The 20,641-nt window shown below is 71.1% G+C and carries 22 protein-coding genes and 1 riboswitch; of the genes, 17 read left to right on the top strand and 5 right to left on the bottom strand.

Annotated elements, in window-relative coordinates; translation table 11 throughout:
• Nucleotides 1–34 precede the first annotated feature (34 nt).
• Together ACFXG1_RS02385 and ACFXG1_RS02380 are read left to right on the top strand one after the other, a co-directional pair.
• Nucleotides 35–1,132, top strand: coding sequence for an AraC family transcriptional regulator (locus tag ACFXG1_RS02385; protein ID WP_384709359.1), 1,098 nt, complete (start codon nucleotides 35–37; stop codon nucleotides 1,130–1,132).
• Nucleotides 1,133–1,276: 144 nt separating this feature from the next.
• Nucleotides 1,277–1,663: a VOC family protein gene (locus tag ACFXG1_RS02380; RefSeq protein ID WP_384709362.1), complete on the top strand. Its 387-nt coding sequence runs from the start codon at nucleotides 1,277–1,279 to the stop codon at nucleotides 1,661–1,663.
• Nucleotides 1,664–1,730: 67 nt separating this feature from the next.
• Here ACFXG1_RS02380 and ACFXG1_RS02375 read toward each other — a convergent pair whose 3' ends face one another.
• Nucleotides 1,731–2,204: an SsgA family sporulation/cell division regulator gene (locus ACFXG1_RS02375; RefSeq protein WP_384709365.1), complete on the bottom strand. Its 474-nt coding sequence runs from the start codon at nucleotides 2,202–2,204 to the stop codon at nucleotides 1,731–1,733.
• 184 nt (nucleotides 2,205–2,388) lie between these two features.
• Here ACFXG1_RS02375 and ACFXG1_RS02370 point away from each other — a divergent pair, with 184 nt between their 5' ends.
• From ACFXG1_RS02370 to ACFXG1_RS02360, 3 genes are all read left to right on the top strand, one after another.
• Nucleotides 2,389–2,796: a DUF6193 family natural product biosynthesis protein gene (locus ACFXG1_RS02370; protein WP_384709368.1), complete on the top strand. Its 408-nt coding sequence runs from the start codon at nucleotides 2,389–2,391 to the stop codon at nucleotides 2,794–2,796.
• Between the two features lie 149 nt (nucleotides 2,797–2,945).
• Nucleotides 2,946–4,316 (top strand): RDD family protein, encoded by a 1,371-nt coding sequence (locus tag ACFXG1_RS02365; protein WP_384740372.1) that lies wholly within the window; start codon nucleotides 2,946–2,948, stop codon nucleotides 4,314–4,316.
• Nucleotides 4,317–4,403: 87 nt separating this feature from the next.
• Nucleotides 4,404–5,276, top strand: coding sequence for an RDD family protein (locus ACFXG1_RS02360; protein WP_384709376.1), 873 nt, complete (start codon nucleotides 4,404–4,406; stop codon nucleotides 5,274–5,276).
• Here ACFXG1_RS02360 and ACFXG1_RS02355 read toward each other — a convergent pair.
• Nucleotides 5,269–5,550, bottom strand: coding sequence for a hypothetical protein (locus tag ACFXG1_RS02355; protein WP_384709379.1), 282 nt, complete (start codon nucleotides 5,548–5,550; stop codon nucleotides 5,269–5,271). The two genes, ACFXG1_RS02360 and ACFXG1_RS02355, sit on opposite strands and share 8 nt — an antisense overlap.
• 678 nt (nucleotides 5,551–6,228) lie before the next feature.
• On the opposite strand from ACFXG1_RS02355, the gene ACFXG1_RS02350 reads away from it, so the two are divergent.
• Nucleotides 6,229–8,634: an immune inhibitor A domain-containing protein gene (locus ACFXG1_RS02350; protein ID WP_384709397.1), complete on the top strand. Its 2,406-nt coding sequence runs from the start codon at nucleotides 6,229–6,231 to the stop codon at nucleotides 8,632–8,634.
• A 156-nt stretch (nucleotides 8,635–8,790) separates the two neighbouring features.
• Nucleotides 8,791–9,102: a hypothetical protein gene (locus ACFXG1_RS02345; RefSeq protein ID WP_384709382.1), complete on the top strand. Its 312-nt coding sequence runs from the start codon at nucleotides 8,791–8,793 to the stop codon at nucleotides 9,100–9,102.
• Between the two features lie 83 nt (nucleotides 9,103–9,185).
• Here ACFXG1_RS02345 and ACFXG1_RS02340 read toward each other — a convergent pair whose 3' ends face one another.
• Nucleotides 9,186–9,776, bottom strand: a complete 591-nt coding sequence (locus ACFXG1_RS02340) for an isochorismatase family protein (RefSeq protein ID WP_384709384.1) — start codon at nucleotides 9,774–9,776, stop codon at nucleotides 9,186–9,188.
• 286 nt (nucleotides 9,777–10,062) lie between these two features.
• On the bottom strand, nucleotides 10,063–11,391 hold the full coding sequence (locus tag ACFXG1_RS02335) for a nicotinate phosphoribosyltransferase (protein ID WP_384709387.1): 1,329 nt from the start codon (nucleotides 11,389–11,391) through the stop codon (nucleotides 10,063–10,065).
• Nucleotides 11,392–11,557: 166 nt separating this feature from the next.
• Between ACFXG1_RS02335 and clpS the strand changes: the two genes are divergently transcribed.
• The 10 genes from clpS to ACFXG1_RS02285 all read left to right on the top strand — a co-directional run bounded on the left by clpS (nucleotide 11,558) and on the right by ACFXG1_RS02285 (nucleotide 19,860).
• Nucleotides 11,558–11,872, top strand: coding sequence for an ATP-dependent Clp protease adapter ClpS (clpS, locus tag ACFXG1_RS02330; RefSeq protein WP_384709400.1), 315 nt, complete (start codon nucleotides 11,558–11,560; stop codon nucleotides 11,870–11,872).
• Entirely contained in the window at nucleotides 11,872–12,498 is a 627-nt protein-coding gene (locus ACFXG1_RS02325) for a DUF2017 domain-containing protein (RefSeq protein ID WP_384709390.1), read from the top strand. The genes clpS and ACFXG1_RS02325 overlap by 1 nt, the downstream gene beginning before the upstream one ends.
• A gap of 495 nt (nucleotides 12,499–12,993) precedes the next feature.
• On the top strand, nucleotides 12,994–14,436 hold the full coding sequence (locus tag ACFXG1_RS02320) for an amino acid permease (protein ID WP_384709393.1): 1,443 nt from the start codon (nucleotides 12,994–12,996) through the stop codon (nucleotides 14,434–14,436).
• Nucleotides 14,437–14,538: 102 nt separating this feature from the next.
• Nucleotides 14,539–14,961, top strand: coding sequence for a Mov34/MPN/PAD-1 family protein (locus tag ACFXG1_RS02315; RefSeq protein WP_384715422.1), 423 nt, complete (start codon nucleotides 14,539–14,541; stop codon nucleotides 14,959–14,961).
• Between the two features lie 5 nt (nucleotides 14,962–14,966).
• A riboswitch (cobalamin riboswitch) is annotated at nucleotides 14,967–15,115 on the top strand.
• A 38-nt stretch (nucleotides 15,116–15,153) separates the two neighbouring features.
• On the top strand, nucleotides 15,154–16,170 hold the full coding sequence (locus tag ACFXG1_RS02310; protein WP_384715425.1) for an ABC transporter substrate-binding protein: 1,017 nt from the start codon (nucleotides 15,154–15,156) through the stop codon (nucleotides 16,168–16,170).
• Entirely contained in the window at nucleotides 16,167–17,384 is a 1,218-nt protein-coding gene (locus tag ACFXG1_RS02305) for a FecCD family ABC transporter permease (RefSeq protein WP_384740363.1), read from the top strand. Before ACFXG1_RS02310 ends, ACFXG1_RS02305 begins: the two co-directional genes overlap by 4 nt.
• Nucleotides 17,381–18,214, top strand: a complete 834-nt coding sequence (locus ACFXG1_RS02300; RefSeq protein ID WP_384715428.1) for an ABC transporter ATP-binding protein — start codon at nucleotides 17,381–17,383, stop codon at nucleotides 18,212–18,214. Before ACFXG1_RS02305 ends, ACFXG1_RS02300 begins: the two co-directional genes overlap by 4 nt.
• Before the next feature lie 145 nt (nucleotides 18,215–18,359).
• Nucleotides 18,360–18,464: a putative leader peptide gene (locus ACFXG1_RS02295; protein ID WP_384715431.1), complete on the top strand. Its 105-nt coding sequence runs from the start codon at nucleotides 18,360–18,362 to the stop codon at nucleotides 18,462–18,464.
• A gap of 151 nt (nucleotides 18,465–18,615) precedes the next feature.
• The gene (locus ACFXG1_RS02290) at nucleotides 18,616–18,903 is read left to right on the top strand and encodes a MoaD/ThiS family protein (protein WP_384715434.1); all 288 of its coding nucleotides are present in this window, start codon (nucleotides 18,616–18,618) and stop codon (nucleotides 18,901–18,903) included.
• Nucleotides 18,904–18,909: 6 nt separating this feature from the next.
• Nucleotides 18,910–19,860, top strand: coding sequence for a PLP-dependent cysteine synthase family protein (locus ACFXG1_RS02285; RefSeq protein WP_384715437.1), 951 nt, complete (start codon nucleotides 18,910–18,912; stop codon nucleotides 19,858–19,860).
• 145 nt (nucleotides 19,861–20,005) lie between these two features.
• On the opposite strand, the gene ACFXG1_RS02280 is transcribed toward ACFXG1_RS02285, so the two are convergent.
• Nucleotides 20,006–20,632, bottom strand: coding sequence for a 2'-5' RNA ligase family protein (locus ACFXG1_RS02280; protein WP_384715455.1), 627 nt, complete (start codon nucleotides 20,630–20,632; stop codon nucleotides 20,006–20,008).
• Between the last annotated feature and the right edge of the window lie 9 nt (nucleotides 20,633–20,641).

Here is a 20,641-nt window from a genome sequence, read left to right as displayed (position 1 = left end):
CAGTTCCATGTCTCAGCGTCTTACCCTGGGCCGTATGGCTATGGCTTTGCCTTTGGGTACGGAAACGTCCGGCGTCGATGTCATGGCGGAGCTGCTGGACGGTGTACGGGCGCGGGGCGCCCTGATCCGCTGCGCCTGCCTCGACGGCCCCTGGTCGCTGCGGCTCGACGGGGGCGCGCCGCTGACGCTGCTGGCGATGGTGCGCGGCGCGGGATGGATCGTGCCGGACGCCGGGGAGCCGGTGCCCGTCGGGGAAGGCGATGTCGCGGTGGTCCGGGGCCCGGCCGCGTACACCGTCGCCGATGATCCCGGGGCCCCGCCGCGCACCCTGATCACCGGCGCCGCGTACTGCCCGCCGGACGCCGGGGGCGAGGGTGTGGAGATCGTCGTCGGCACGGGCGAACCGGCGGCGAGTCACGATCACGGTGGCGGTGGCGGTGGCGGTGGCGGTGGCGGTGGCGATGACGGTGGCGGGTGCGAGGACCCCCGCGACCCTCGCACCCCCCGGCTGCCGCCCCGGAGCGAGGCGGTCCTGCTCAGCGGCGCCTACGACGCCCCGGGTACGGTGAGCGACCGGCTGCTGCGGGCCCTGCCCGAGGTCCTCGTCGTCCCCGCCGCCGACTTCGACCGGCCCTTGTTCGACCTGGTCACCACCGAGATCGGCACCCCGCGCCCCGGCCGCCGTACGATGCTGGACCGGCTGCTCGACCTGATGCTCCTGGCCGCCCTCCGCGCCTGGTTCGACCGCCCGGGCGCCGAGGCGCCGCCCTGGTACCGGGCCTGGGAGCACCCCGTCGCCGGTCCGGCGCTGCGGCTCCTCCACGAACAGCCCGCCCACCGCTGGACCGTCGCCGATCTGGCCGTCCGTACCGGCGTCTCCCGCGCGGCCCTCGCCCGGCACTTCACCGAGCAGGTCGGCGAGCCCCCGATGACGTACCTCGCCTCCTGGCGGGTGGACTCGGCCGCCGATCTGCTGCTCGGTACCGACGACACGGTGGAGCGGATCGCCCGCCGCGTCGGCTACGCCAACGCCTTCGCCCTGAGCGTCGCCTTCAAACGGCTGCGCGGCATCAGCCCCACCCGGCACCGCGCCGTCCGACTCCGGTCGGAGAGGGGGGAGTTGAGGAACTAAGCACCCGGCGTCCGAGTGCGGGCCGAGCGCCCTAGGGCGAAGGCCCGATGGTCCGGGAAGGGGTGCCGCTCCTACGGTGGAGAGGTCTCCGGCGCGGCCACGACGGAGCACAGCCCGCCGCCCGAATCCGATGAAGGAGCAGCCATGTCCGCCCGTCTGGACCACACCATCGTCAGGAGTCACGACCGTTTCCGGGGCGCCGAGTTCCTCGCCGAACTCATCGAGAGCTCCGAGCCGTGGGAGAACGGCCCCTTCGCGGCCCTCACCCTGGAGGACGGCCTCACCCTCGACTATCTCGACGTCGAAGGGGAGATCGTCTCCCAGCATCTGGCCTTCCAGGTCCCGGACACCCTCTTCGACACCATCCTCGCGAAGGTCGTCGAGCGCGGCCTGCCGTACTGGGCCGACCCCCGGCACGAGGAGCCCGGGGCGACCTACCTCCGCTCGGGCAGCCGGGGTTTCTACGTCGACGACCCGGACGGCCACGCGCTGGAGTTCCTCACCCCGCCGGGCACGACCACCACCGTCTGATCCGCCGCGCACCGGACTTCTCACGGGGCGGGGCGCCGTGGACGCCCCGTCCCGCGCGCGATCCGCGTCACGCATCGCCGTCCTCCGCGTCCCCCTCGGTACCGCCGCACCGGCCCCGCCCGTCCGCCGAGTGGTGGGCCAACAGCCCGGCGATCCCGTCGTCGATACCGAGATTCCCGGACTCGGCCCCCGGCGGCACCACCCGCAACGTCCGTTCCAGCCAGGCCGACACCACCGCCGACGGCGCCTCCAGCAGCGCGTCCCCGTCCGGTGAGCTGAGCGCCATCAGCACCACATTCCGCCCGTCCATCTTGGTCGGCCAGATCCGTACGTCCCCGTGCCCGCACGGCCGGAACACCCCCTCCACCAGCAACTCCCGGGCGAAGGTCCACTTCACCGGGGAATCCGAGCCGATATGAAAGGCGATATGCACGGCATAGGGGTCGTCCGTCCGATACGTCAGCCGCGCGGGCACCGGGATGCTCCGCTCCGCCGACAGCACCAGCCGAAGCTCCAGTTCGCGTTCCACCACGGAGTGCATGGGGGCCTTCTCTCCTCGTCGCCAAGGGCCCCATCGCGGGCCCACACGGGTGAGAGCGGCCCGCCGCCCGACTATGACGCGACTTCGCGAAGATTTTTTTCCAGGACGGGAGAATCGAGGCACCATCGGGGCGGACCCCGCCCCGGTCGCCGGGCCGGCGACAGCGCACGATCAGGAGAAGCCCGTGAAACAGGACGACACCACCCTCACCGCCGAGGAGATCGTGGCGGCGCGCTGGGAGTATCTGCTGGCGGAGGGCGAGTCGGACGACCTGGTCCGTCTCGACGTGGTCCGCGCCGCGTACGCCGAACCGCGTCTGCGCCGTCTGTTCGTCGGCGTCAGCCACGGGGTGCTGTACTTCAGCCTCAGCAGCGAATCGCCCTACAGCCTCGTCGGCGGCACCGTCTACTACCTGGAGAACGACCGGTACTACGTACGGGGCGTACCGACCCTCACCGGGCTGGGCGAGACCGACTCGCTCGACGAGGCGTTCACGCTGCTCGCCGACAACATCCCGGCCGACGCCGGTCCGTTGGTGGTGGGCCGGGGCGTCGCCCTGCCGCATCCCCGGCGGGACAGCGCACCGTCGTAGGGCGGCGCGGGCCGTCACAGGCCGTCGCAGGTCACTTTCGGACACACCGGTTCGGGGTCGTTACCGTGGGACGGGCCCGGGTGGGGCCAAGGGTCTGATAGATGTGGAGGGTTGCAACCAGGCTCGCGAGGAGATACGGGACCACGGTGATGAGCGCCCCCACCCCGAACGGCGGCGACGGCAGCCCCGCGCAGGGCTTCTACCCCGATCCGTCCATCCCTGGATATGTTCGGTATTGGAATGGTCTGGCCTGGGTGCCGGGCACCAGTCGGCCCGCTCCGGCGGACGAAAGCGGTGGCGGGGCCGGGGAGACGGTGCCCGCCGGACCCGTCGCGGCCGGACCCGTCGCCGAGCCCGTGGTGCCCGCCGTGGAGGAGACCGGGCCCGTCTTCCTGGACGAGGAGCCCGAAGGGCAGCCGGTCAGGACCGAGCCCGCCAGCGCCTGGCAGGCGGACTCCTCGCGGCAGAGCGGCTTCGGTGCCGACGGCGACCGGGTCGCCTGGGGGAGTCCGGGAGCGGAGGGACGCGTACCGGCGCAGTCCGGTGGGGCCGATCCGACGGCGGTACGGCCCACCGCGCCCACCACTCCGGCCGCGCCGGCCGAGCCGGAGGGCGTGGGCGAGCGGTCCGTACCGGCCGGGCCCGTGACCGACGGCACGGTCACCATTCGTGCCGTACGTCCCCGGGCGCAGGAACCGGCCGCCCAGGCCGCGCCCCCGCCGCTTCCGGTGGTACGGGAGCCCGCGCCCGCACCCGTACCGGCTCCCGAACCGCAGCCCCAGCCCCAGCCGCAACCCCAGCCCCACGTCCAGCCCCGGCCGGTCGTGCCCGAGCAGGCGGCGCGGCAGACGCCCGTGACACAGGTGCCCGCCGGGGGCGGAGCGTCCTGGGCGCAGCAGCCCCGGCCGGTCCCGCAGCCGGTTCCGCAGCCCGCGCCCCACCCCGCCCCGCAGCCGGCCGCGAGCGCCGACGGACCGGTCATTCCGTGGAAGCCGCCCGTCGACGACCCCTTCCTCGCCATCGCGCAGGCCCAGGCCGCGGCCCGGCCCGCCGGCCTCGGGCGGCGGCTCGTGGCCCGGCTCATCGACACCGTGGTGCTCGGGGCGCTCGTCGGCGCCGTCGCCGTCCCCATGGTGACCGGCGCGATGGACCATATCGACGGCAAGATCGAGGCGGCGAAGCAGTCCGGGGAGACCGTCACGGTCTGGCTTCTGGACGGCACCACCGGCGTCCAGTTCGGTGTGGTGCTCGCCGCCCTCCTGGTGCTCGGCGCGCTCTACGAGGCGCTGCCGACCGCCAAATGGGGCCGTACCCTCGGGAAGAAGCTCTGCGGTCTCTCGGTCGTGGACATCGAGTCGCACGAGCCGCCGACGTTCGGCGCCGCCCTGCGCCGCTGGCTCGTCTACGGGGTACTAGGGCTGATCGTCCTGGGCGTGGTCAATGTGGTGTGGTGCCTCTTCGACCGGCCCTGGCGGCAGTGCTGGCACGACAAGGCCGCGCGCACCTTCGTCCAGGGCTGACCGGGTCCCGCCGGCCCGAGGCGCCGCCGTCCCCCGAACGGCGTGCGTCCTTTTGCGGGGATCCCGGGCACGGGTTGCACTGCCGTCATGAGCAACGATCAGCCACCGCCCCCCGGACCGGGCGGCCCCGGGCACGACGGCCCGCCCGAGAACGATCCGTTCCGCAAGCAGCCGCCGGGCTCCGGCGGGCAGGGCGGTGGTTCCGAGCCGCCGCAGCAGCCGCCGTCGTGGCAGCCGCCGCCCGGGCAGCAGCCGCCGTCGGGTGAGCCGCCGCCCCCGCCGCCGCAGGGCCCACCGCCCGGTTCACCGTACGGTCCCGGCCAGGGCGGTGGTCCGTACGGCGGAACGGGCCCCTACGGCGGCGCGGGCGGTACTCCGCCGCCCCCGTACGGCGGCGGTCCCTACGGCGGTGGCCCGTACGGCGGGACCCCCGATCCGCTCGCGGGCATGCCTCCGCTCGCCGACTTCGGGCGCAGGCTCGCCGCCCGGGTGATCGACGCGCTGATCATCTTCATTCCGCTGTTCCTGATCTCGCTGCTGGCCGGCGGCTGGTCCACCTCGGGCAGCGGTGACGACTGGAACGACATCACCAGCGACCTCAACACGGGGCGTCAGTGGCTCTGGTCGCTGATCTCCCTCGTCGCCTATGTCGCCTACGACACGCTCATGGTGAAGCGGACCGGCCAGACCATCGGCAAGAAGCTGCTGCGGCTGCGGGTCGCCATGCTCAACGACGGCAGCACCCCGGACACCGGCGCGGCGCTGATCCGCGCGGCCGTGCTGTGGGTGCCCGCGCTCGTCTGCTGCTTCTGCGTCTGGTGGCTCGTCATCATCATCACGATCATCGCCGACAAGCCCTATCGGCAGGGTCTGCACGACAAGGCGGCCAAGACCGTGGTGGTCCAGGTTCCCGAGGGGACCGGCCCCGCGCCCGGCACCGGTCCCGGCGGGGCTACCTGAGGCCGGAGTCCGCCCCGGCCCCGGCATGCGCCCGGGGCCGGGCCGGCGACGACGCGCTGGTGGCGGGGGCGGCGGGGCGGTTCGCCCCGGCCGCCCTGAGCGCCCGGCTCATCGGCAGCGCCGTGGCGACCAGCAGACCGAGGGCCATCGAGACCACCCCGATCGCGGCGACGCCGACGGCGTGGTCGGTACGGGTGAAGAGCAGCAGGGCGAGCGCCGAGAAGACGACGGTGGCCGAACCGGAGGCGATCTGTGCGGCAGTCGGACGCGGCATGACGGGATCCGTCCTCACGACAGAAGGAAGAACAGCTCGGGGGGTGTCGCTCGACACGGTCGCACTGTCAAGAGACTCTACGGTGCTGGATGCCCTCCGGGTCGGGACGGTAAGCGTGCCTCCGTACCCACCGCCGGAGCATGGGGGGCGCACGGGTTCACACCCCTTGACATCCGGTCCCGGCGCTGCCCCGGCCCGTACCGAGGGTTCCCGTTGCGGTCTCCGCGTACCCGCGGCCGAGGAGTCCGTACCCGCGCCGCCCCGGTCGCGAAACCTCCCCGGGGCGAGGTCCGCCACGCCCGGGGGCGAGTGCCCGATACCCCCGTACCGACTGGCCTGAAATCGCCTTCGGTACCCGGCCCGCAACGCTCTGACCGGCGGCCGTCTCCGTCCGTCGACGGAGGGTCACCGCACCGCGACCGGTGCCGCGGCCGGTAGTCACCGTCCGGATACCGGAATTCCACTCCCGCATAGGGCAGTTGGTATGTCCAAGTCAAGGACTGTCTTTTCTTCCGTACGTACGGTCGAATGCGGTCACTTGAGACGCGACCCCCGCCCGGACGGTCCCATCAACCCCCTTTCAACCCCCCATTTTTCTGGATCCGCGGCGCCCGGGGCGCGGGGGAGGATTTGGCTCACGTGACCACCACGAGAAACGGCCGCGGACGGTCCCTCAGGATGTCCGCGGTCGTCGTCGCGCTCGCCGCGACCGCCGCCACGGCATCGGCGTACGGCACCGCACAGGCGGAGGACCGGAGCACCGGGTCCGCCGCGGCCCCGGCCGCCGCGCCGATCGAGCGCCATGATCCGGCGCCCGGCAAGGACCATGTGGACCACGACCTCGACGGGCCGTTCAGCAAGCGGCAGGCCCAGCAGCGCGCGACGGCGCTGGAGCAGGTCATCAGCGGCGAGTCGACCGTCGAGCGGCGCGGCGCGTCCAAGGTCGTCAAGCTCGACAAGGGCAAGTACGTCGAGCTGGGCCGGGAGAAGACCGACAAGATCTTCACGATCCTGCTGGAGTTCGGCGACAAGGTCGACGACACCACGATGTACGACCCGGACGGGCCCGACGGACCCGCGCCGCCGGTGAAGAAGTACGGCGGTACGCCAGGACCGCTGCACAACAAGATCAAGCAGCCGGACCGTACGAAGGACAACGCGACCGACTGGAAGGCGGACTACAACCGCGCCCACTTCCAGGACCTGTACTTCGGTACCGGCAAGGACGCCCAGGGCCGGACCAAGCAGTCCGTGAAGACGTACTTCGAGAAGGCGTCATCGGGCCGCTACTCGGTGGACGGCACGGTCTCCGACTGGGTCAAGGTCGAGTGGAACGAGGCCCGCTACGGCTCCAACTTCTGCGGCGAGAGCACCTGCAAGAGCGTCTGGGACGCGGTGCGCGACGGCGTCAACGCCTGGGCCGCCGACCAGAAGGCACAGGGCCGTACCGACGAGCAGATCACCGCCGATCTGAAGCAGTACGACGTCTGGGACCGCTACGACTTCGACGCCGACGGCAACTTCAACGAGCCCGACGGCTATCTCGACCACTTCCAGTTCGTCCACGCCGGCGAGGACGAGTCCGCGGGCGGCGGCGCCCAGGGCACCGACGCCATCTGGGCGCACCGCTGGTACGCCTACGGCGACGACAACGGCCGCACCGGGCCCGCGAACAACAAGGCGGGCGGCACCCAGATCGGCACCACCGGGATCTGGGTCGGCGACTACACGGTCCAGCCCGAGAACGGCGGACTCGGCGTCTTCGCCCACGAGTACGGCCACGACCTCGGACTCCCCGACCTGTACGACTACTCCGGGCGCGGCGAGAACTCCACCGGCTTCTGGAGCCTGATGTCCTCCGGCTCGTGGCTCGGCCGCGGCAAGGAGGCCATCGGCGATCTGCCCGGCGACATGACCGCCTGGGACAAGCTCCAGCTGGGCTGGCTCAACTACACCAAGGGCCGGGCGGCGACGGACTCCGTCCACACCCTCGGGGTCTCCGCCTACAACACCAAGCGGCCCCAGGCGCTCATCGTCGAACTGCCGAAGAAGCCCGGCACCACCCCGGTCGTGGCGCCCGCCGAAGGCACCCGCCAGTGGTGGAGCGACATGGGCGACGATCTGCGCAACACCCTGACCCGCCCGGTCGACCTCACCGGCAAGTCGTCGGCGTCCCTGAACCTGTCGGCCTGGTGGCAGATCGAGTCCGGATACGACTACCTCTATACGGAGGTCTCCACGGACGGCGGCGCCAACTGGACCGCCGTCGACGGCACCGCGGACGGCCGGCCCATCACCCGGGACGCGGGCGACCGCCCGGCGCTCACCGGCCGCTCCGGGGCGCACCGCGCGCTGGTCTATCCGCTGGACGCCTACGCCGGCAAGAAGATCGACCTCCGGTTCCACTACCGGACGGACGGCGCCACCGCGGAGAAGGGCTTCACCGCCGACAAGATCACCGTCACGGCCGACGGCGCGCCGCTCTTCACGGACGGCGCCGAGACCGACGACGCGGGCTGGACGAAGGCCGGCTTCAGCCGGATCGGCGACTCCTTCACCAAGGACTACGAGCAGTACTACCTCGCGGAGAACCGCCAGTACGTCTCGTACGACCACGGTCTGAAGGTCGGCCCGTACAACTTCGGCTTCCCCGCGCCGCTGAACCGCTGGGTCGAGCACTTCCCGTACCAGAACGGCCTGATGATCTGGTACTGGGACACCTTCCAGCGGGACAACAACACCGGAGTCCACCCCGGGAGCGGTCAGATCCTGCCGATCGACGCGAACGCCGTACCGCTGAAGTGGTCCGACGGTACGGTGATGCGCAACCGCATCCAGACGTTCGACTCGACGTTCTCGACCCGGCCGTACGACGAGGTCACGCTGCACAAGAACGGCGTACCGACGACGATCCCGGCCCGGCCGGGCAACAGCGTCTTCGACGACCGCAAGGGCGTCTACTGGCACGCCGAGAACCCGACGGGCAGTGTGAAGGTAACTGACACCAACACCAAGATCTCGATCCTGCGGGAGCCGAGGAGCGGTGAAACGATCACCGTAAAGGTTGGTCCGTCGACCAAGTAAATAGCAAAATTGCAGGTCAAAGCATGATCGGCCGTCGCCCTCTAGCGGGCGGCGGCCGATCGTGTTTAGGTGCGTGGTGACCGCCTCTTATTGACACCCGGCTTCCGCACCGACCGGCGGACGCCGGCCGACGCACCCACGGGGGAGTGGTACACCATGCCCGGCGGAGGATTCAGCAGACTGCCGAACGGCAGTGTCGTGGTCGCGCTCAACCTGCCCAGCCCGCTGGACGACGGCCGGGCCGCCCGGTTCCTGGTCCATGCCGCGAACCGGGCCCGCGCCCTCACCCGGCTGCGGAATCTGGGGCTCCGAGCGGTCTATCTGCGGGGGAACGCGGAACCGCCGACCCCGGACGAGATCACGGCGGTCCTGCACCACCCGGACGGGCTGCTCTGGCGGCCCCACGAGGCGCCCGTCTCCGTCCTCTGGCATCCCTTCCGGAGCCCGCTGCGGGGCAGCTGGGTCTGAGGGCGGTGAGCGCGGGCGGGCGCGGTGAGGGCGGGCGTCACACCACGGGCTCGCCCGCCGGCGTCACGCGACCGGCTCTCCCGTCAGCGTGACACCACCGGTTCGCCCGTCAGCGTGACACCCGCGTCCCGCAGCTCCGGCAGCACCCACGCGGTGCGCTCCTTCGAGACCCCGGCGGTCAGATCGAGCAGGACCCGGGTGGTGAAACCCTCCCGCGCCGCGTCCAGCGCCGTCGCCCGGACGCAGTGGTCGGTGGCGATACCCACCACATCGACCTCCGTCACACCCTGCGCCCGCAGCCACGCCGCGAGCCCGGTGCCGTTCTCGTCCGCGCCTTCGAAGCCGCTGTACGCCGCCGCGTACGCGCCCTTGTCGAAGACCGCGTTCACCGCGCCGGACGCGACGGCCGGGGCGAAGTTCGGATGGAAGCCCGCGCCCTCCGTGCCCGCGACACAGTGGACCGGCCACGACGTCTCGTAGTCGGGCGTGTCCGAGAAGTGGTCGCCCGGGTCGACATGGAAGTCACGGGTGGCCACCACATGGCGGTACGCGGGGGTGCTCGCACCGATCAGGTCGGTGATCGCCGCCGCGACCCCGGCACCCCCCGCGACCGCGAGGCTGCCGCCCTCGCAGAAATCGTTCTGGACATCGACGACGATCAGCGCGCGGTGCATGGCGGTAGTCCTTCGGAAGCGGGGAACGGGAATCGAGGAACGGGGTTCGGGGAACGGGGTTCGGGGTTCGGGGTTCGAAGAAAGGTTTCGGTGACGGTTCGGCGAACCGCCGCCGGAACGTGACGGGGTGGCCCGGCGCGGGGTGCGCTACCCGACCGCCGCCGCCGGGTAAGCGGCGCGGGCCGGACCCTTCATCCAGGAGCGTCCCCCCGGCGCGGGCCCTCACACCCCCCGCGCCCCGCCTTTCACGCGGACGCCCCGGCCCGCGCGGGCCGGGGCCTTCCCCTCAGATGTACTCCGTCGGCAGCACCGGCTCGCCCCGCGACAGCTGCGCCGCGGACATCGGCAGCGCGCCCCGGGCCGCCCGGTGCCGCTCGCGCGGTACGTCGAGCGTTTCCCGGGCCACGATCTCGCCGCCCCGGACCAGCTCGACCAGCAGCTGGTGACGGACCAGATCGTCCGGTACGGGTCCGGTGCCGACGACCTCCGCCTCGGCCACGCCCTCCGCGTCCGGCCGCCGGGCCGCCCACTTGCGCCCGCCGACCGACGCCTTGCCGCCCACGGACTTCTTCGCCACCGGCTCCAGCGGCGCGTCGGGGCCCTCGCCCCGGGCCCGCGCGACCAGCTTGTAGACCATCGAGCACGTCGGGTGACCGCTGCCGGTCACCAGCTGGGTGCCCACGCCGTACGCGTCCACCGGCGCCGCGGCCAGCGACGCGATGGCGTACTCGTCGAGATCCGAGGTGACCGTGATCTTCGTATGGCGGGCGCCCAGCTCGTCGAGCTGCTGCCGCACCCGGTGGGCCACCAGCAGCAGGTCCCCGGAGTCGATCCGTACCGCGCCCAGCTCGGGACCCGCGATCTCCACCGCGGTCCGGACGGCCTCGGCGACGTCGTACGTGTCCACCAGCAGCGTCGTCCCCCGGCCCAGGGAGTCGACCTGCGCCCGGAAGGCGTCCCGCTCGTTGTCGTGGAGCAGGGTGAAGGCGTGGGCGCTGGTACCGACCGTGGGGATGCCGTACCGGAACCCGGCCGCCAGATCCGACGTGGAGTCGAAGCCGCCGACGTACGCCGCCCGGGACGCCGCCACCGCGGCCAGCTCGTGGGTCCGCCGCGCGCCCATCTCGATCAGCCGCCGGCCGCCGGCGGCCGTGGCCATCCGGGAGGCCGCGGCGGCGATCGCCGAATCGTGGTTGAGGATGGAGAGGATCACCGTCTCCAGCAGGACGCACTCCGCGAAGGTGCCCTCCACCCGCAGGACCGGCGAGCCGGGGAAGTAGACCTCGCCCTCCGGATAGCCCCACACATCACCGCGGAAGCGGTACGAGGCCAGCCATTCCAGCGTCGGCCCGTCCACGATCTCCCGCTCCCGCAGGAACTCCAGTACGTCCGCGTCGAAGCGGAAGTTCTCCACCGCGTCCAGGACCCGTCCGGTGCCCGCCACGACGCCGTAGCGCCGCCCCTCGGGCAGCCGCCGGGTGAAGACCTCGAAAACGGACCTCCGGTGCGCCGTACCCGCCCGGAGCGCGGCCTGCACCATGGTGAATTCGTACTGGTCGGTGAAGAGGGCCGTGGAGGGTACGTCGACCGGGAGACCCAGGTCAGCGGTGTTCACAAGACTCGACCTCACGCTTTCTGCGCCGTTCCCCGCCCCTGGCGGAGTGCGCCGTCGAACGCCCGTACGGACCGGGCGATCCAGCCATGGCCAGATGCTACCCCACATTTCGTCACTCTGACGAAATGGGGAGTCGTTTATGCGTACGGGCGTCTTGGGTGGCAGCATGGATCGGGTGAGTGTTGCTCCCACTGAGATCACGCGACCCGAGTCGGCGGAGCAGACCGCCGCCGTTCCCGAACCCGACGTGCCGTGGGTGACGCTCGTCCACAACGACCCCGTGAACCTGATGAGCTACGTCGCCTATGTCTTCCAGGCGTACTTCGGCTACTCCAAGGACAAGGCCCGCAAACTGATGCTCGACGTCCACCACAAGGGCCGCGCCGTGGTCTCCAGCGGCAGCCGTGAAGAGATGGAGCGCGACGTGCAGGCGATGCACGGATACGGCCTGTGGGCGACCCTCACCCAGGACCGCGGCTGATGCCGGGACATTTCGAGCCGGTGCCCGGGGGCGGTGCCGCCGTCGCGCTCGACGACGTCGAGATCTCCATCCTGCGCTCCCTCACGGTCCAGCTGCTGGAGCTGATCGGGCCCGGTGACGAGCCGGTCGAGGGCGAGGACCCGCTGGCCGCGCTGTTCGCCGACGGACCGACGGAGGCGCCGTCCGACCCGGCGCTTGCCCGGCTCTTCCCCGACGCCTACCGGGGGCCCGACACGGCGCCCCGGGCGCCCGGCGGCAAGGGGCCCGGGATGACCGAGGAGGAGCTGCTCGCGGCGTCCTCCGAGTTCCGCCGCTACACCGAGAACGATCTGCGGGCGGGCAAACGGGCCAACGCGCTCGCCGTCGTCCGCGCGCTGGACGCGCTGGAGCCGTCCGGCGACTCCGCCGCCGTACTGAAGCTGCCTCCGGACGAGTGCCGCTACTGGCTGGGCGCCCTCAACGATCTGCGGCTGACGATCGGGGCCCGGCTGGAGATCACCGAGGAGGACGGCGACGAGAGCGCGCTGTACCGCCTCGCGGACGACGATCCGCGCAAGCCGATGGTGATGGCCTATCTCTGGCTCGGGGTCCTTCAGGAGACCCTCGTCGGCACCCTGCTGCCCTGACCCTCGCGGTCCTGGCCGTCGCCGTCCTGACCGCCGCTGTCCTGTGATCCGGACGCGGCCGGGGTTCCGCCCGGCCGCGCCCGCGGGTCCCTCGCGCCCCCGGGTCCGCCAGGTCCGCCAGGCCCTCCGGGCCCTTCGAGGTCTCCGGGCGCCGCCGGCTCCGTAAACCGTCCGTCCGTTCGGTTGTTCGCTCAACGGACGCTCAAATCCGAATAACGATCGCATGACATCCCCGGGGTGCTTTGCTCGCCGGGGATGCTTTTGTCCGGTTCTGGATGTGGGATAAGGCACAAGAAGCCGGATCGATCTTTGTAAGGACCGTGATAAATCTTCACGACCGCCAGGGGCGCCACCCATGCCCCTGGAGGCGCTTGAGCCGGCGGACCGCCGGTGGCACTCCATCCATATCCGGGGGGATCAGGAACTGATCCGCAGCCGACACGCCGGGGGGCGCGGCGGACGCGGATCGGCATGGAGAGAAGGGCGCAGCAGCTTATGACCTCGGTGCAGGTCGACGACACCAAGGACGGGCCGGGCAAACCGGCCGGGGCCCCGGCGGCCACCGCCGAAGACCAGGGTTACCACCGGGCACTCGGTGCCCGGCAGATCCAGATGATCGCCATCGGCGGAGCCATCGGAACCGGTCTCTTCCTCGGCGCGGGCAAGGGAATCTCCAAAGCCGGGCCCAGTCTCATCCTCGCGTACGCCATCGCGGGCGTCGTCATCTTCTTCATCATGCGGGCCCTCGGCGAACTGCTGATGTACCGCCCCGTCGCGGGCTCGTTCTCCGAGTACGCGCGCGAGTTCGTCGGCCCCTTCGCGGGCTTCGCCACCGGCTGGACGTACTGGCTCTTCTGGGTCGTCACCGGGATGACCGAGGTGACCGCGGCGGCCGAGTACATGACGTACTGGTTCGACGTCCCGCAGTGGATCTCGGCCCTGGGCTTCACGATCATCCTCTATCTCGCCAACCTGATCTCCGTGAAGATCTTCGGCGAGCTGGAGTTCTGGTTCTCCATGATCAAGGTGACCGCCATCATCGGCATGATCCTGATCTGCGCCGGAATCATCACCCTCGGTTTCACCGACGCCGGGGACACCGCCTCCTTCTCCCTCCTCTGGAGCGACGGCGGCTTCTTCCCCAAGGGCCTCGGCGGCACGCTGATGACCCTCCAGATCGTGATGTTCGCCTTCCTCGCGGTCGAACTGGTCGGCGTCACCGCCGGTGAGTCCAAGGACCCGGAGAAGACCCTCCCCAAGGCCATCAACACCGTGCCGTGGCGGATCGCCGTCTTCTACGTCGGCGCCCTGATCATGATCCTGTCGGTGGTCTCCTGGACCAACTTCCAGCCGGGCGTCTCGCCGTTCGTCGCCGCGTTCGACCAGATGGGCCTCCAGATCGGCGCGGGCATCGTCAACTTCGTCGTCCTCACGGCGGCCCTGTCGTCCTGCAACTCCGGGATGTACTCCACCGGCCGGATGCTGCGCGACCTCGCGCTCAACAGCCAGGGCCCCAGGATCTTCACCCGGCTCACCAAGCACGGCACCCCGCTGATCGGCACGACCTTCTCCGCGGGCCTGATGCTGATCGGTGTCTGGATCAACTACCAGTGGCCCGGCGACGCCTTCCACAAGATCGTCTCCTTTGCCACGATCTCCGGTATGTGGGCCTGGGTCATGATCCTGGTCAGCCATATCCGCTACCGCGCCAAGGTCGCTCGCGGCGAGGTCGCCGAGTCCTCCTTCAAGGCGCCCGGCGCGCCCTGGACGAGCTGGTTCGCCCTGGCCTTCATCGGCCTGGTGATCGTGCTGATGGGCATCGACAAGGACGCCAGGATCTCCTTGTACGTGGCCCCGCTCTGGGCCCTCGTCCTGCTGGTCTCGTATCTCGTCCTGCGGGCGAAGAACCCGGACGGCGCGGCCTTCGCCAAGCGCTGAGCCGTCCGGCCGTCCGGTATGCGAGAAGGGCCGGTCCGTATCGCGGCACGATACGGACCGGCCCTTCCGCCGTCCGGACGGCCCCCGCTTATCCTGATCCGCATGCTGACCCTGACCCAGGACCTCTACGACCGGATCGTCGCGCACTCCAGGGCCGACCACCCCGACGAGGCGTGCGGCGTGGTCGCGGGCCCCGAGGGCAGCGACCGGCCGGAACGATTCATCCCGATGCTCAACGCGGCCAGGTCGCCCACGTTCTACGAGTTCGACTCCGGCGATCTGCTGAAGCTGTACCGCGAGATGGACGACAACGGCGAGGAGCCGGTGATCGTCTACCACTCGCACACGGCGACCGAGGCGTATCCGTCCCGTACCGACATCACCTACGCCAACGAGCCCGGCGCGCACTACGTCCTGGTCTCCACGGCGGACTCCGACGCGGCCGGGCCGTTCCAGTTCCGCTCGTTCCGGATCGTGAACGGAGAGGTCACGGAGGAGGAGATCCGGGTCGTCAAGGCATACTGACCCGGCAGCTTCAATTCCATACGGGGCGGTGGGACCCAGGAAGCCGGTGCGAATCCGGTGCGGTCCCGCCACTGTGAACCGGTCGTTGACACGTGCCTACCAGCCCATGTCCGCGGCCGTCAGCCAGGAACTGACCCATCGCCCTCTTCCACCACCCAGGGGACGCGGAAATCCCCGGAGGAGGCCATCAGCATGTCCGGACGCCCGTCCCGCCGCCGTACCCTCATAGCCGGTACGGCAGCGGCGCTGCTCCCCCTTGTCCTCACCGCTTGCGGCGGTTCGGATTCCGGTTCCGGTTCCAAGTCCGGCTCCGACGCGGGGAAGACCGGTGCCTCGGCCGCCGGGTTCCCGTACACCGTCGACAACTGCGGTGTGAAGACCACGTACAAGGCGCCCCCGGAGCGGGTCGTCACGATGAACCAGCACGTCACCGAGATCATGCTGGAGCTGGGCCTGGAGAAGTCCCTCGTCGGCACCGCCTATCTCGACGACAAGGTGCTCCCGCGTTACGCGAAGGCGTACGAGTCGGTCCCCGTGATCGCCAAGGAGTATCCCTCCAAGGAGAAGCTCCTCGCCGCGAACCCCGACTTCGTCTACGGCGGTTACGCCAGCGCCTTCGAGGCCAAGGACGGCCGGACCCGCGAGGAGCTGAAGAAGTCCGGTATCGACTCCCGGCTCAATCTGGAGTACTGCACCGAGAAGCGGACGACCCTCGACGACGTCTACCGCGAGATCGACGAGGTCGGCCGCACCTTCGGCGTCCGCGACCGGGCCGAGAAGTGGATCGCCGCTTCCAGGTCGACGGTCGCGAAGACCGCGGCCGGGCTGAAGAAGACGCAGGCCGCACCGGTGCCCGTGTTCGTCTACGACAGCGGCGACAAGACCGCGTTCACCGTCGGCGGCAAGGGCATCGGCAACGAGCTGATCGCCCGCGCGGGCGGCCGGAACGTCTTCGCCGACATCCCCAAGAGCTTCGGCGACGCGACCTGGGAGCAGGTCGTGGCCCGTAAGCCCGAGGTGATCGTGATCTACGACTACGGCGCCACGAGCCTCGAACAGAAGAAGCAGCGGCTGCTGGAGGACCCGGCGCTGAAGGACGTCCCGGCGATCAAGAACAAGAAGTTCGCCGTCCTGCCGCTCTCGGACGCGGTCGTCGGCGTCCGCGCGCCGGACGCGATCGCCAAGCTGGCCCCGCAGCTCACCCGATGACGCCCGCGGCACCGGACGGGCCCGGCCCGTCCCCGGCCCCGGTCCCGGGGGCGGCGGCCGTACCCGGTCCCCGCGCCCCGGAGCCGGACACGGCCGCGCCCCGGGTCGTGCTGACCAAGACCGCCGCGCCTTCGTCCACGCCCTCGTCCACGCCCTCGTCCACGCCGGCGGACACGACCGCGGCCGGGACCCCGTCCCGGCTGCGGTTCGGGGCGGTGGCCGTGGGGCTGCTCGGCGCGCTGGCCGCCGCCGTACTCGCGGCCCTCGCGCTCGGTTCCGTACGCATCCCGCCCGGCGAGGTCGTCGCGGCGCTGCTCCCGGGCGCCGAGCCCAGCCCGTTCCGGACGATCGTGCTGGACGTCCGGCTGCCCCGCGTCCTCCTGGGTGTCGTCGTCGGCGCCGGACTCGGGGTCGTCGGCACCGTCCTCCAGGCCCTCGTCCGCAACCGCCTCGCCGACCCCTTCCTGCTCGGGATCTCCTCCGGGGCGTCCACCGGCGCGGTGCTCGTCCTCGTTCTCGGCATCGGCGCCACCACCGCCGTGGCGCTGCCCGCGGGCGCCTTCGCGGGCGCGTTCGCGGCGCTCCTCCTCGTCTACGGCCTGGCCCGGCACGACGGCGGGATGACCGGGACCCGGCTCGTCCTCGCCGGGGTCACCATCAGCTACGTTTTCACGGCGCTGACGACCCTCGTCCTGGTCGCCTCCTCCCGCCCCGAGCACTTCCGGGAGGCCCTGTACTGGTCGCTCGGCGGTCTCGGCAGCGCCCGCTGGGACTCCGTATGGCTGTCCACCCTCGTGGTCGGCCTGCTGCTGCCGCTGCTGCTGGCCCTCGCCCGCCCGCTGGACCTGCTGCTGGTGGGGGAGGAGGGCGCGACCGTGCTCGGCCTCGACGTCGCCCGCTTCCGGGCCGCCGTCTTCGTCCTGGTGTCCCTGGTGACGTCGGTCCTCGTCGCGGCGAGCGGCGCGGTCGGCTTCATCGGCCTGATGGTCCCGCACGCGGCCCGCCTCCTGGTCGGCGCCTCGCACCGGGCCCTGCTGCCGGTGGCCGCGCTCGCGGGCGCCGTCGCGCTCGTCGTCGCCGACCTCGGGGCCCGTACCGTCGCCGCGCCGCAGGACGTCCCGGTCGGGGTGCTGACGGCGCTGATCGGCGGCCCGCTGTTCCTGTGGCTGATGCGCCGCCGCCCGGTCGACGGCGCCGAAGGAGGCCGTACATGACCCCGGACACGACCCCGAGCCCCGGTCCGACGGCGCGGCCCGTACCCGGATCCGCCGCCGAACTGGCGGTGCGCGGACTGTCGTACGCCGTCGCGGGACGCCTCCTCGTCGACGGCGCCGACCTCGACATCCGCCCCGGGGAGACCGCCGGACTCGTCGGCCCCAACGGCAGCGGCAAGACGACCCTCCTGCGGTGCGTCTACGGCACCCTGCGCCCCACGGCCGGCAGCCTCGCCCTCGACGGCGCCGACCTGCTCGCCATGGGCCCCAAGGACCGGGCTCGGCGGATCGCGACCGTCCCGCAGGAGAGCAGGCCCGAGTTCGAACTCACGGTCCGCGAGATCGTGCTGATGGGCCGGGCCCCGCACAAGCGCTTCTGGGAGTCCGACACCGCCGCCGACGGCCGCGCCGCCGACGAGGCGCTGGACCGGCTCGGCATCGCCGACCTGGCCCGCCGGTCCTTCCCGTCCCTCTCCGGCGGGGAACGCCAGCGCGCCCTGGTCGCCCGCGCCCTGGTCCAGCGCCCGGCGCTGCTCGTCCTCGACGAGCCCACCAACCATCTCGACATCCGGTACCAGCTGGAGATCCTCGGCCTGGTGCGGGAGCTGGGCACCACGAACCTGCTCGCCCTGCACGACCTCAATCTCGCCGCGTACTACTGCGACCGGATCCATGTCCTGCAAGGCGGCCGGATCGTCGCCTCGGGACCGCCGGGGGAGGTGCTCACGGCCGAGCTGCTGGCGGAGGTGTACGGGGTGACGGCCGAGGTCGCGATCCACCCGAGGACGGGCGCGCCCACGATCACATACCTCCCGCCGGGCCTGCCGTAGGGCCACACATCCCGAGGACTCGTCGAACCTCCTCAGGAGGCTTTTGGGCGGTTTCGACGCTCCTTCGTCCGACAGGTGAGCGTCAACCGTCCGCCATGCGAGATGCCATTCCGAATCCCGGATGGGGAATCGTTACGATGACCGCATGGTTCTCCACGACATGAGTGACAGGACGCGGAGCGGTGCCGTACTGCTCGTCGCGCGGCTCCATGTCGACCTGTGCCGTCTCGCCAGCGCGATGTGTACCTGAGCGTGTCCTGATCCGTGCCCTGAGCCCGTTCTGAGACCCGAGTACCCAGCACCGCCGGACCCTTCCCGTCCGGACCTTCCGATCCACCGCCCCTGGCGCGGGGGGCCGAGCCGCGCCCCCGCCTCTTCGACTGTCGACTGGAGTCCACCCCATGGCCATCGAGGTCCGCATTCCGACCATCCTGCGTACGTACACCGGCGGCGAGAAGGCCGTCGAGGCCCATGGCGGTACGCTCGCCGAGCTCTTCGCCGACCTGGAGACCCGGCACACGGGCATCGAGGCCCGCCTCGTGGACAAGGAGAACGGCGACCAGCTGCGCCGCTTCGTGAACGTCTACCTCAACGACGAGGACGTCCGCTTCATCGACGGCATCGCCACCAAGGTCACCGACGGCGACAGCGTCACCATCCTTCCGGCGGTCGCCGGCGGAATGCGCTGACCCACGATGCGTTACGACTCCCCACTCGCGGCCGTCGGCAATACGCCGCTGGTCCGGCTGGCCCGGCTGTCCCCCTCCGACGACGTCCGCATCTGGGCGAAGCTGGAGGACCGCAACCCGACCGGCTCGATCAAGGACCGCCCGGCGCTCCATATGATCGAGCAGGCGGAGAAGGACGGCCGGCTCACCCCCGGCTGCACGATCCTCGAACCCACCTCGGGGAACACCGGCATCTCCCTCGCGATGGCGGCCCGCCTCAAGGGCTACCGCATCGTCTGCGTCATGCCGGAGAACACCAGCCAGGAACGGCGCGAACTGCTCGCGATGTGGGGAGCCGAGATCATCTCGTCTCCGGCGGCCGGCGGCTCCAACACCGCCGTCCGCGTGGCGAAGGAGATCTCGGCGCAGAATCCGACCTGGGTGATGCTCTACCAGTACGGCAACCCGGCGAACGCGAACGCGCACTACTCGACCACGGGCCCGGAGATCCTCGCCGACCTCCCCTCGGTCACCCACTTCGTGGCGGGCCTCGGCACCACCGGCACCCTGATGGGCGTCGGCCGCTATCTGCGCGAACACGTCCCGGACGTCGCGATCGTGGCCGCCGAGCCGCGCTACGACGACCTGGTCTACGGGCTGCGCAACCTGGAGGAGGGCTTCGTCCCCGAGCTGTACGACGCCGCCGTCCTCACCACCCGTTTCTCCGTCGGCTCGGCGGACGCGGTCCGCCGCACCCGCGACCTCCTCCAGCAGGAGGGCATCTTCGCGGGCATCTCCACGGGCGCGGCCCTCCACGCCGCGATCGGCGTCGGCGACAAGGCGGTCAAGGCGGGCCGCAGCGCCGACATCGTGTTCGTCGTGGCCGACGGCGGCTGGAAGTACCTGTCGACGGGCGTCTACACCGCCGCCACCACGGAGGCGGCGATCGAGACACTCCAGGGCCAGCTCTGGGCCTGACGCGTCATGCCGCGTTCCAGGTAGCGGGCCGCCCGTCTCGTCCGGCGGTGACGGCCTGTTCGACGCGGCGCGCGAGTCGCGGGACGAGCAGGTCGTGGAGAGCGCAGGGGTCCCAGTGCGGCCAGCGCCTTCGGCTCCGCCTCGGTCAGTTGCTCGTCCCTTCGCGCGCCGCGTGCTGACCGAGGGGTACGCGGGTGTGTGTCTCCCATTCGTACATTCGGTTGTCGCGGTGGATGACGATGAGTTCGGCGTGGGTGATGTGGGCTTGTGCTTCGGGGATGTGGGTGTGGGTGAGTGCGTTCTCGAAGGGTGTGGTGGGGCCTGTGGTGTTGCTGTAGGCGAGGGAGAGGTGGGGGGTGAATCCGTCGGCGTTTTCGGGTACGTCCCGGATTTCGGCGATGGCGGATCTGATGGCGTCGCGGACGGTGTGGACGGGTGTGGCGGGCCGTGCGGGGACGAGGATGGCCTCGGGGTCGACGACGGGGGTGCCGAGGGTGAGGTCGAAGGCGGGTACGGAGGCCAGTCGTCCGTGTGCCGCTGCGGCGATGTCGTGTACGTCGTCTTCGGGTACGTCTCCGACGAAGCCGATGCCCTGCATGGTCAGGTGCAGCCATGGGTCGGGGACGGGGTCGAGTCCTCCGACGGGGGTGAGCAGTGCGCGGTAGGCGGCGGCGAACCGGTGGACGTCCGGCTGTCCGTCGAAGGTGAGGTGCCAGGTGTAGAAGCGGCGTCCTTCGGTCCAGCCGGGCCGCCACCACCAGTGGTCACGCATCCGCTCGGG

Source organism: Streptomyces sp. NPDC059248, assembly GCF_042753905.1.
In the GTDB taxonomy this organism is placed as follows: Bacteria; Actinomycetota; Actinomycetes; order Streptomycetales; family Streptomycetaceae; genus Streptomyces.
The sequence above is the reverse complement of the archived record's forward strand: the minus strand, read 5'-3'. Positions and strand labels throughout refer to the sequence as shown.

Bases quoted from the DNA above. Each gene is read 5' to 3' on its own strand.
- ACFXG1_RS02355 (WP_384709379.1), bottom strand. From the start codon at position 5,550: ATGCCGCGTCCGACTGCCGCACAGATCGCCTCCGGTTCGGCCACCGTC.
- ACFXG1_RS02305 (WP_384740363.1), top strand. From the start codon at position 16,167: ATGACGCCCGCGGCACCGGACGGGCCCGGCCCGTCCCCGGCCCCGGTC.
- ACFXG1_RS02345 (WP_384709382.1), top strand. From the start codon at position 8,791: ATGCCCGGCGGAGGATTCAGCAGACTGCCGAACGGCAGTGTCGTGGTC.
- ACFXG1_RS02300 (WP_384715428.1), top strand. From the start codon at position 17,381: ATGACCCCGGACACGACCCCGAGCCCCGGTCCGACGGCGCGGCCCGTA.
- ACFXG1_RS02350 (WP_384709397.1), top strand. From the start codon at position 6,229: ATGTCCGCGGTCGTCGTCGCGCTCGCCGCGACCGCCGCCACGGCATCG.
- clpS (WP_384709400.1), top strand. From the start codon at position 11,558: ATGGATCGGGTGAGTGTTGCTCCCACTGAGATCACGCGACCCGAGTCG.
- ACFXG1_RS02320 (WP_384709393.1), top strand. From the start codon at position 12,994: ATGACCTCGGTGCAGGTCGACGACACCAAGGACGGGCCGGGCAAACCG.
- ACFXG1_RS02285 (WP_384715437.1), top strand. From the start codon at position 18,910: ATGCGTTACGACTCCCCACTCGCGGCCGTCGGCAATACGCCGCTGGTC.
- ACFXG1_RS02315 (WP_384715422.1), top strand. From the start codon at position 14,539: ATGCTGACCCTGACCCAGGACCTCTACGACCGGATCGTCGCGCACTCC.
- ACFXG1_RS02310 (WP_384715425.1), top strand. From the start codon at position 15,154: ATGTCCGGACGCCCGTCCCGCCGCCGTACCCTCATAGCCGGTACGGCA.
- ACFXG1_RS02380 (WP_384709362.1), top strand. From the start codon at position 1,277: ATGTCCGCCCGTCTGGACCACACCATCGTCAGGAGTCACGACCGTTTC.
- ACFXG1_RS02360 (WP_384709376.1), top strand. From the start codon at position 4,404: ATGAGCAACGATCAGCCACCGCCCCCCGGACCGGGCGGCCCCGGGCAC.
- ACFXG1_RS02290 (WP_384715434.1), top strand. From the start codon at position 18,616: ATGGCCATCGAGGTCCGCATTCCGACCATCCTGCGTACGTACACCGGC.
- ACFXG1_RS02385 (WP_384709359.1), top strand. From the start codon at position 35: ATGGCTATGGCTTTGCCTTTGGGTACGGAAACGTCCGGCGTCGATGTC.
- ACFXG1_RS02280 (WP_384715455.1), bottom strand. From the start codon at position 20,632: ATGCGTGACCACTGGTGGTGGCGGCCCGGCTGGACCGAAGGACGCCGC.
- ACFXG1_RS02340 (WP_384709384.1), bottom strand. From the start codon at position 9,776: ATGCACCGCGCGCTGATCGTCGTCGATGTCCAGAACGATTTCTGCGAG.
- ACFXG1_RS02295 (WP_384715431.1), top strand. From the start codon at position 18,360: ATGGTTCTCCACGACATGAGTGACAGGACGCGGAGCGGTGCCGTACTG.
- ACFXG1_RS02325 (WP_384709390.1), top strand. From the start codon at position 11,872: ATGCCGGGACATTTCGAGCCGGTGCCCGGGGGCGGTGCCGCCGTCGCG.
- ACFXG1_RS02365 (WP_384740372.1), top strand. From the start codon at position 2,946: ATGAGCGCCCCCACCCCGAACGGCGGCGACGGCAGCCCCGCGCAGGGC.
- ACFXG1_RS02375 (WP_384709365.1), bottom strand. From the start codon at position 2,204: ATGCACTCCGTGGTGGAACGCGAACTGGAGCTTCGGCTGGTGCTGTCG.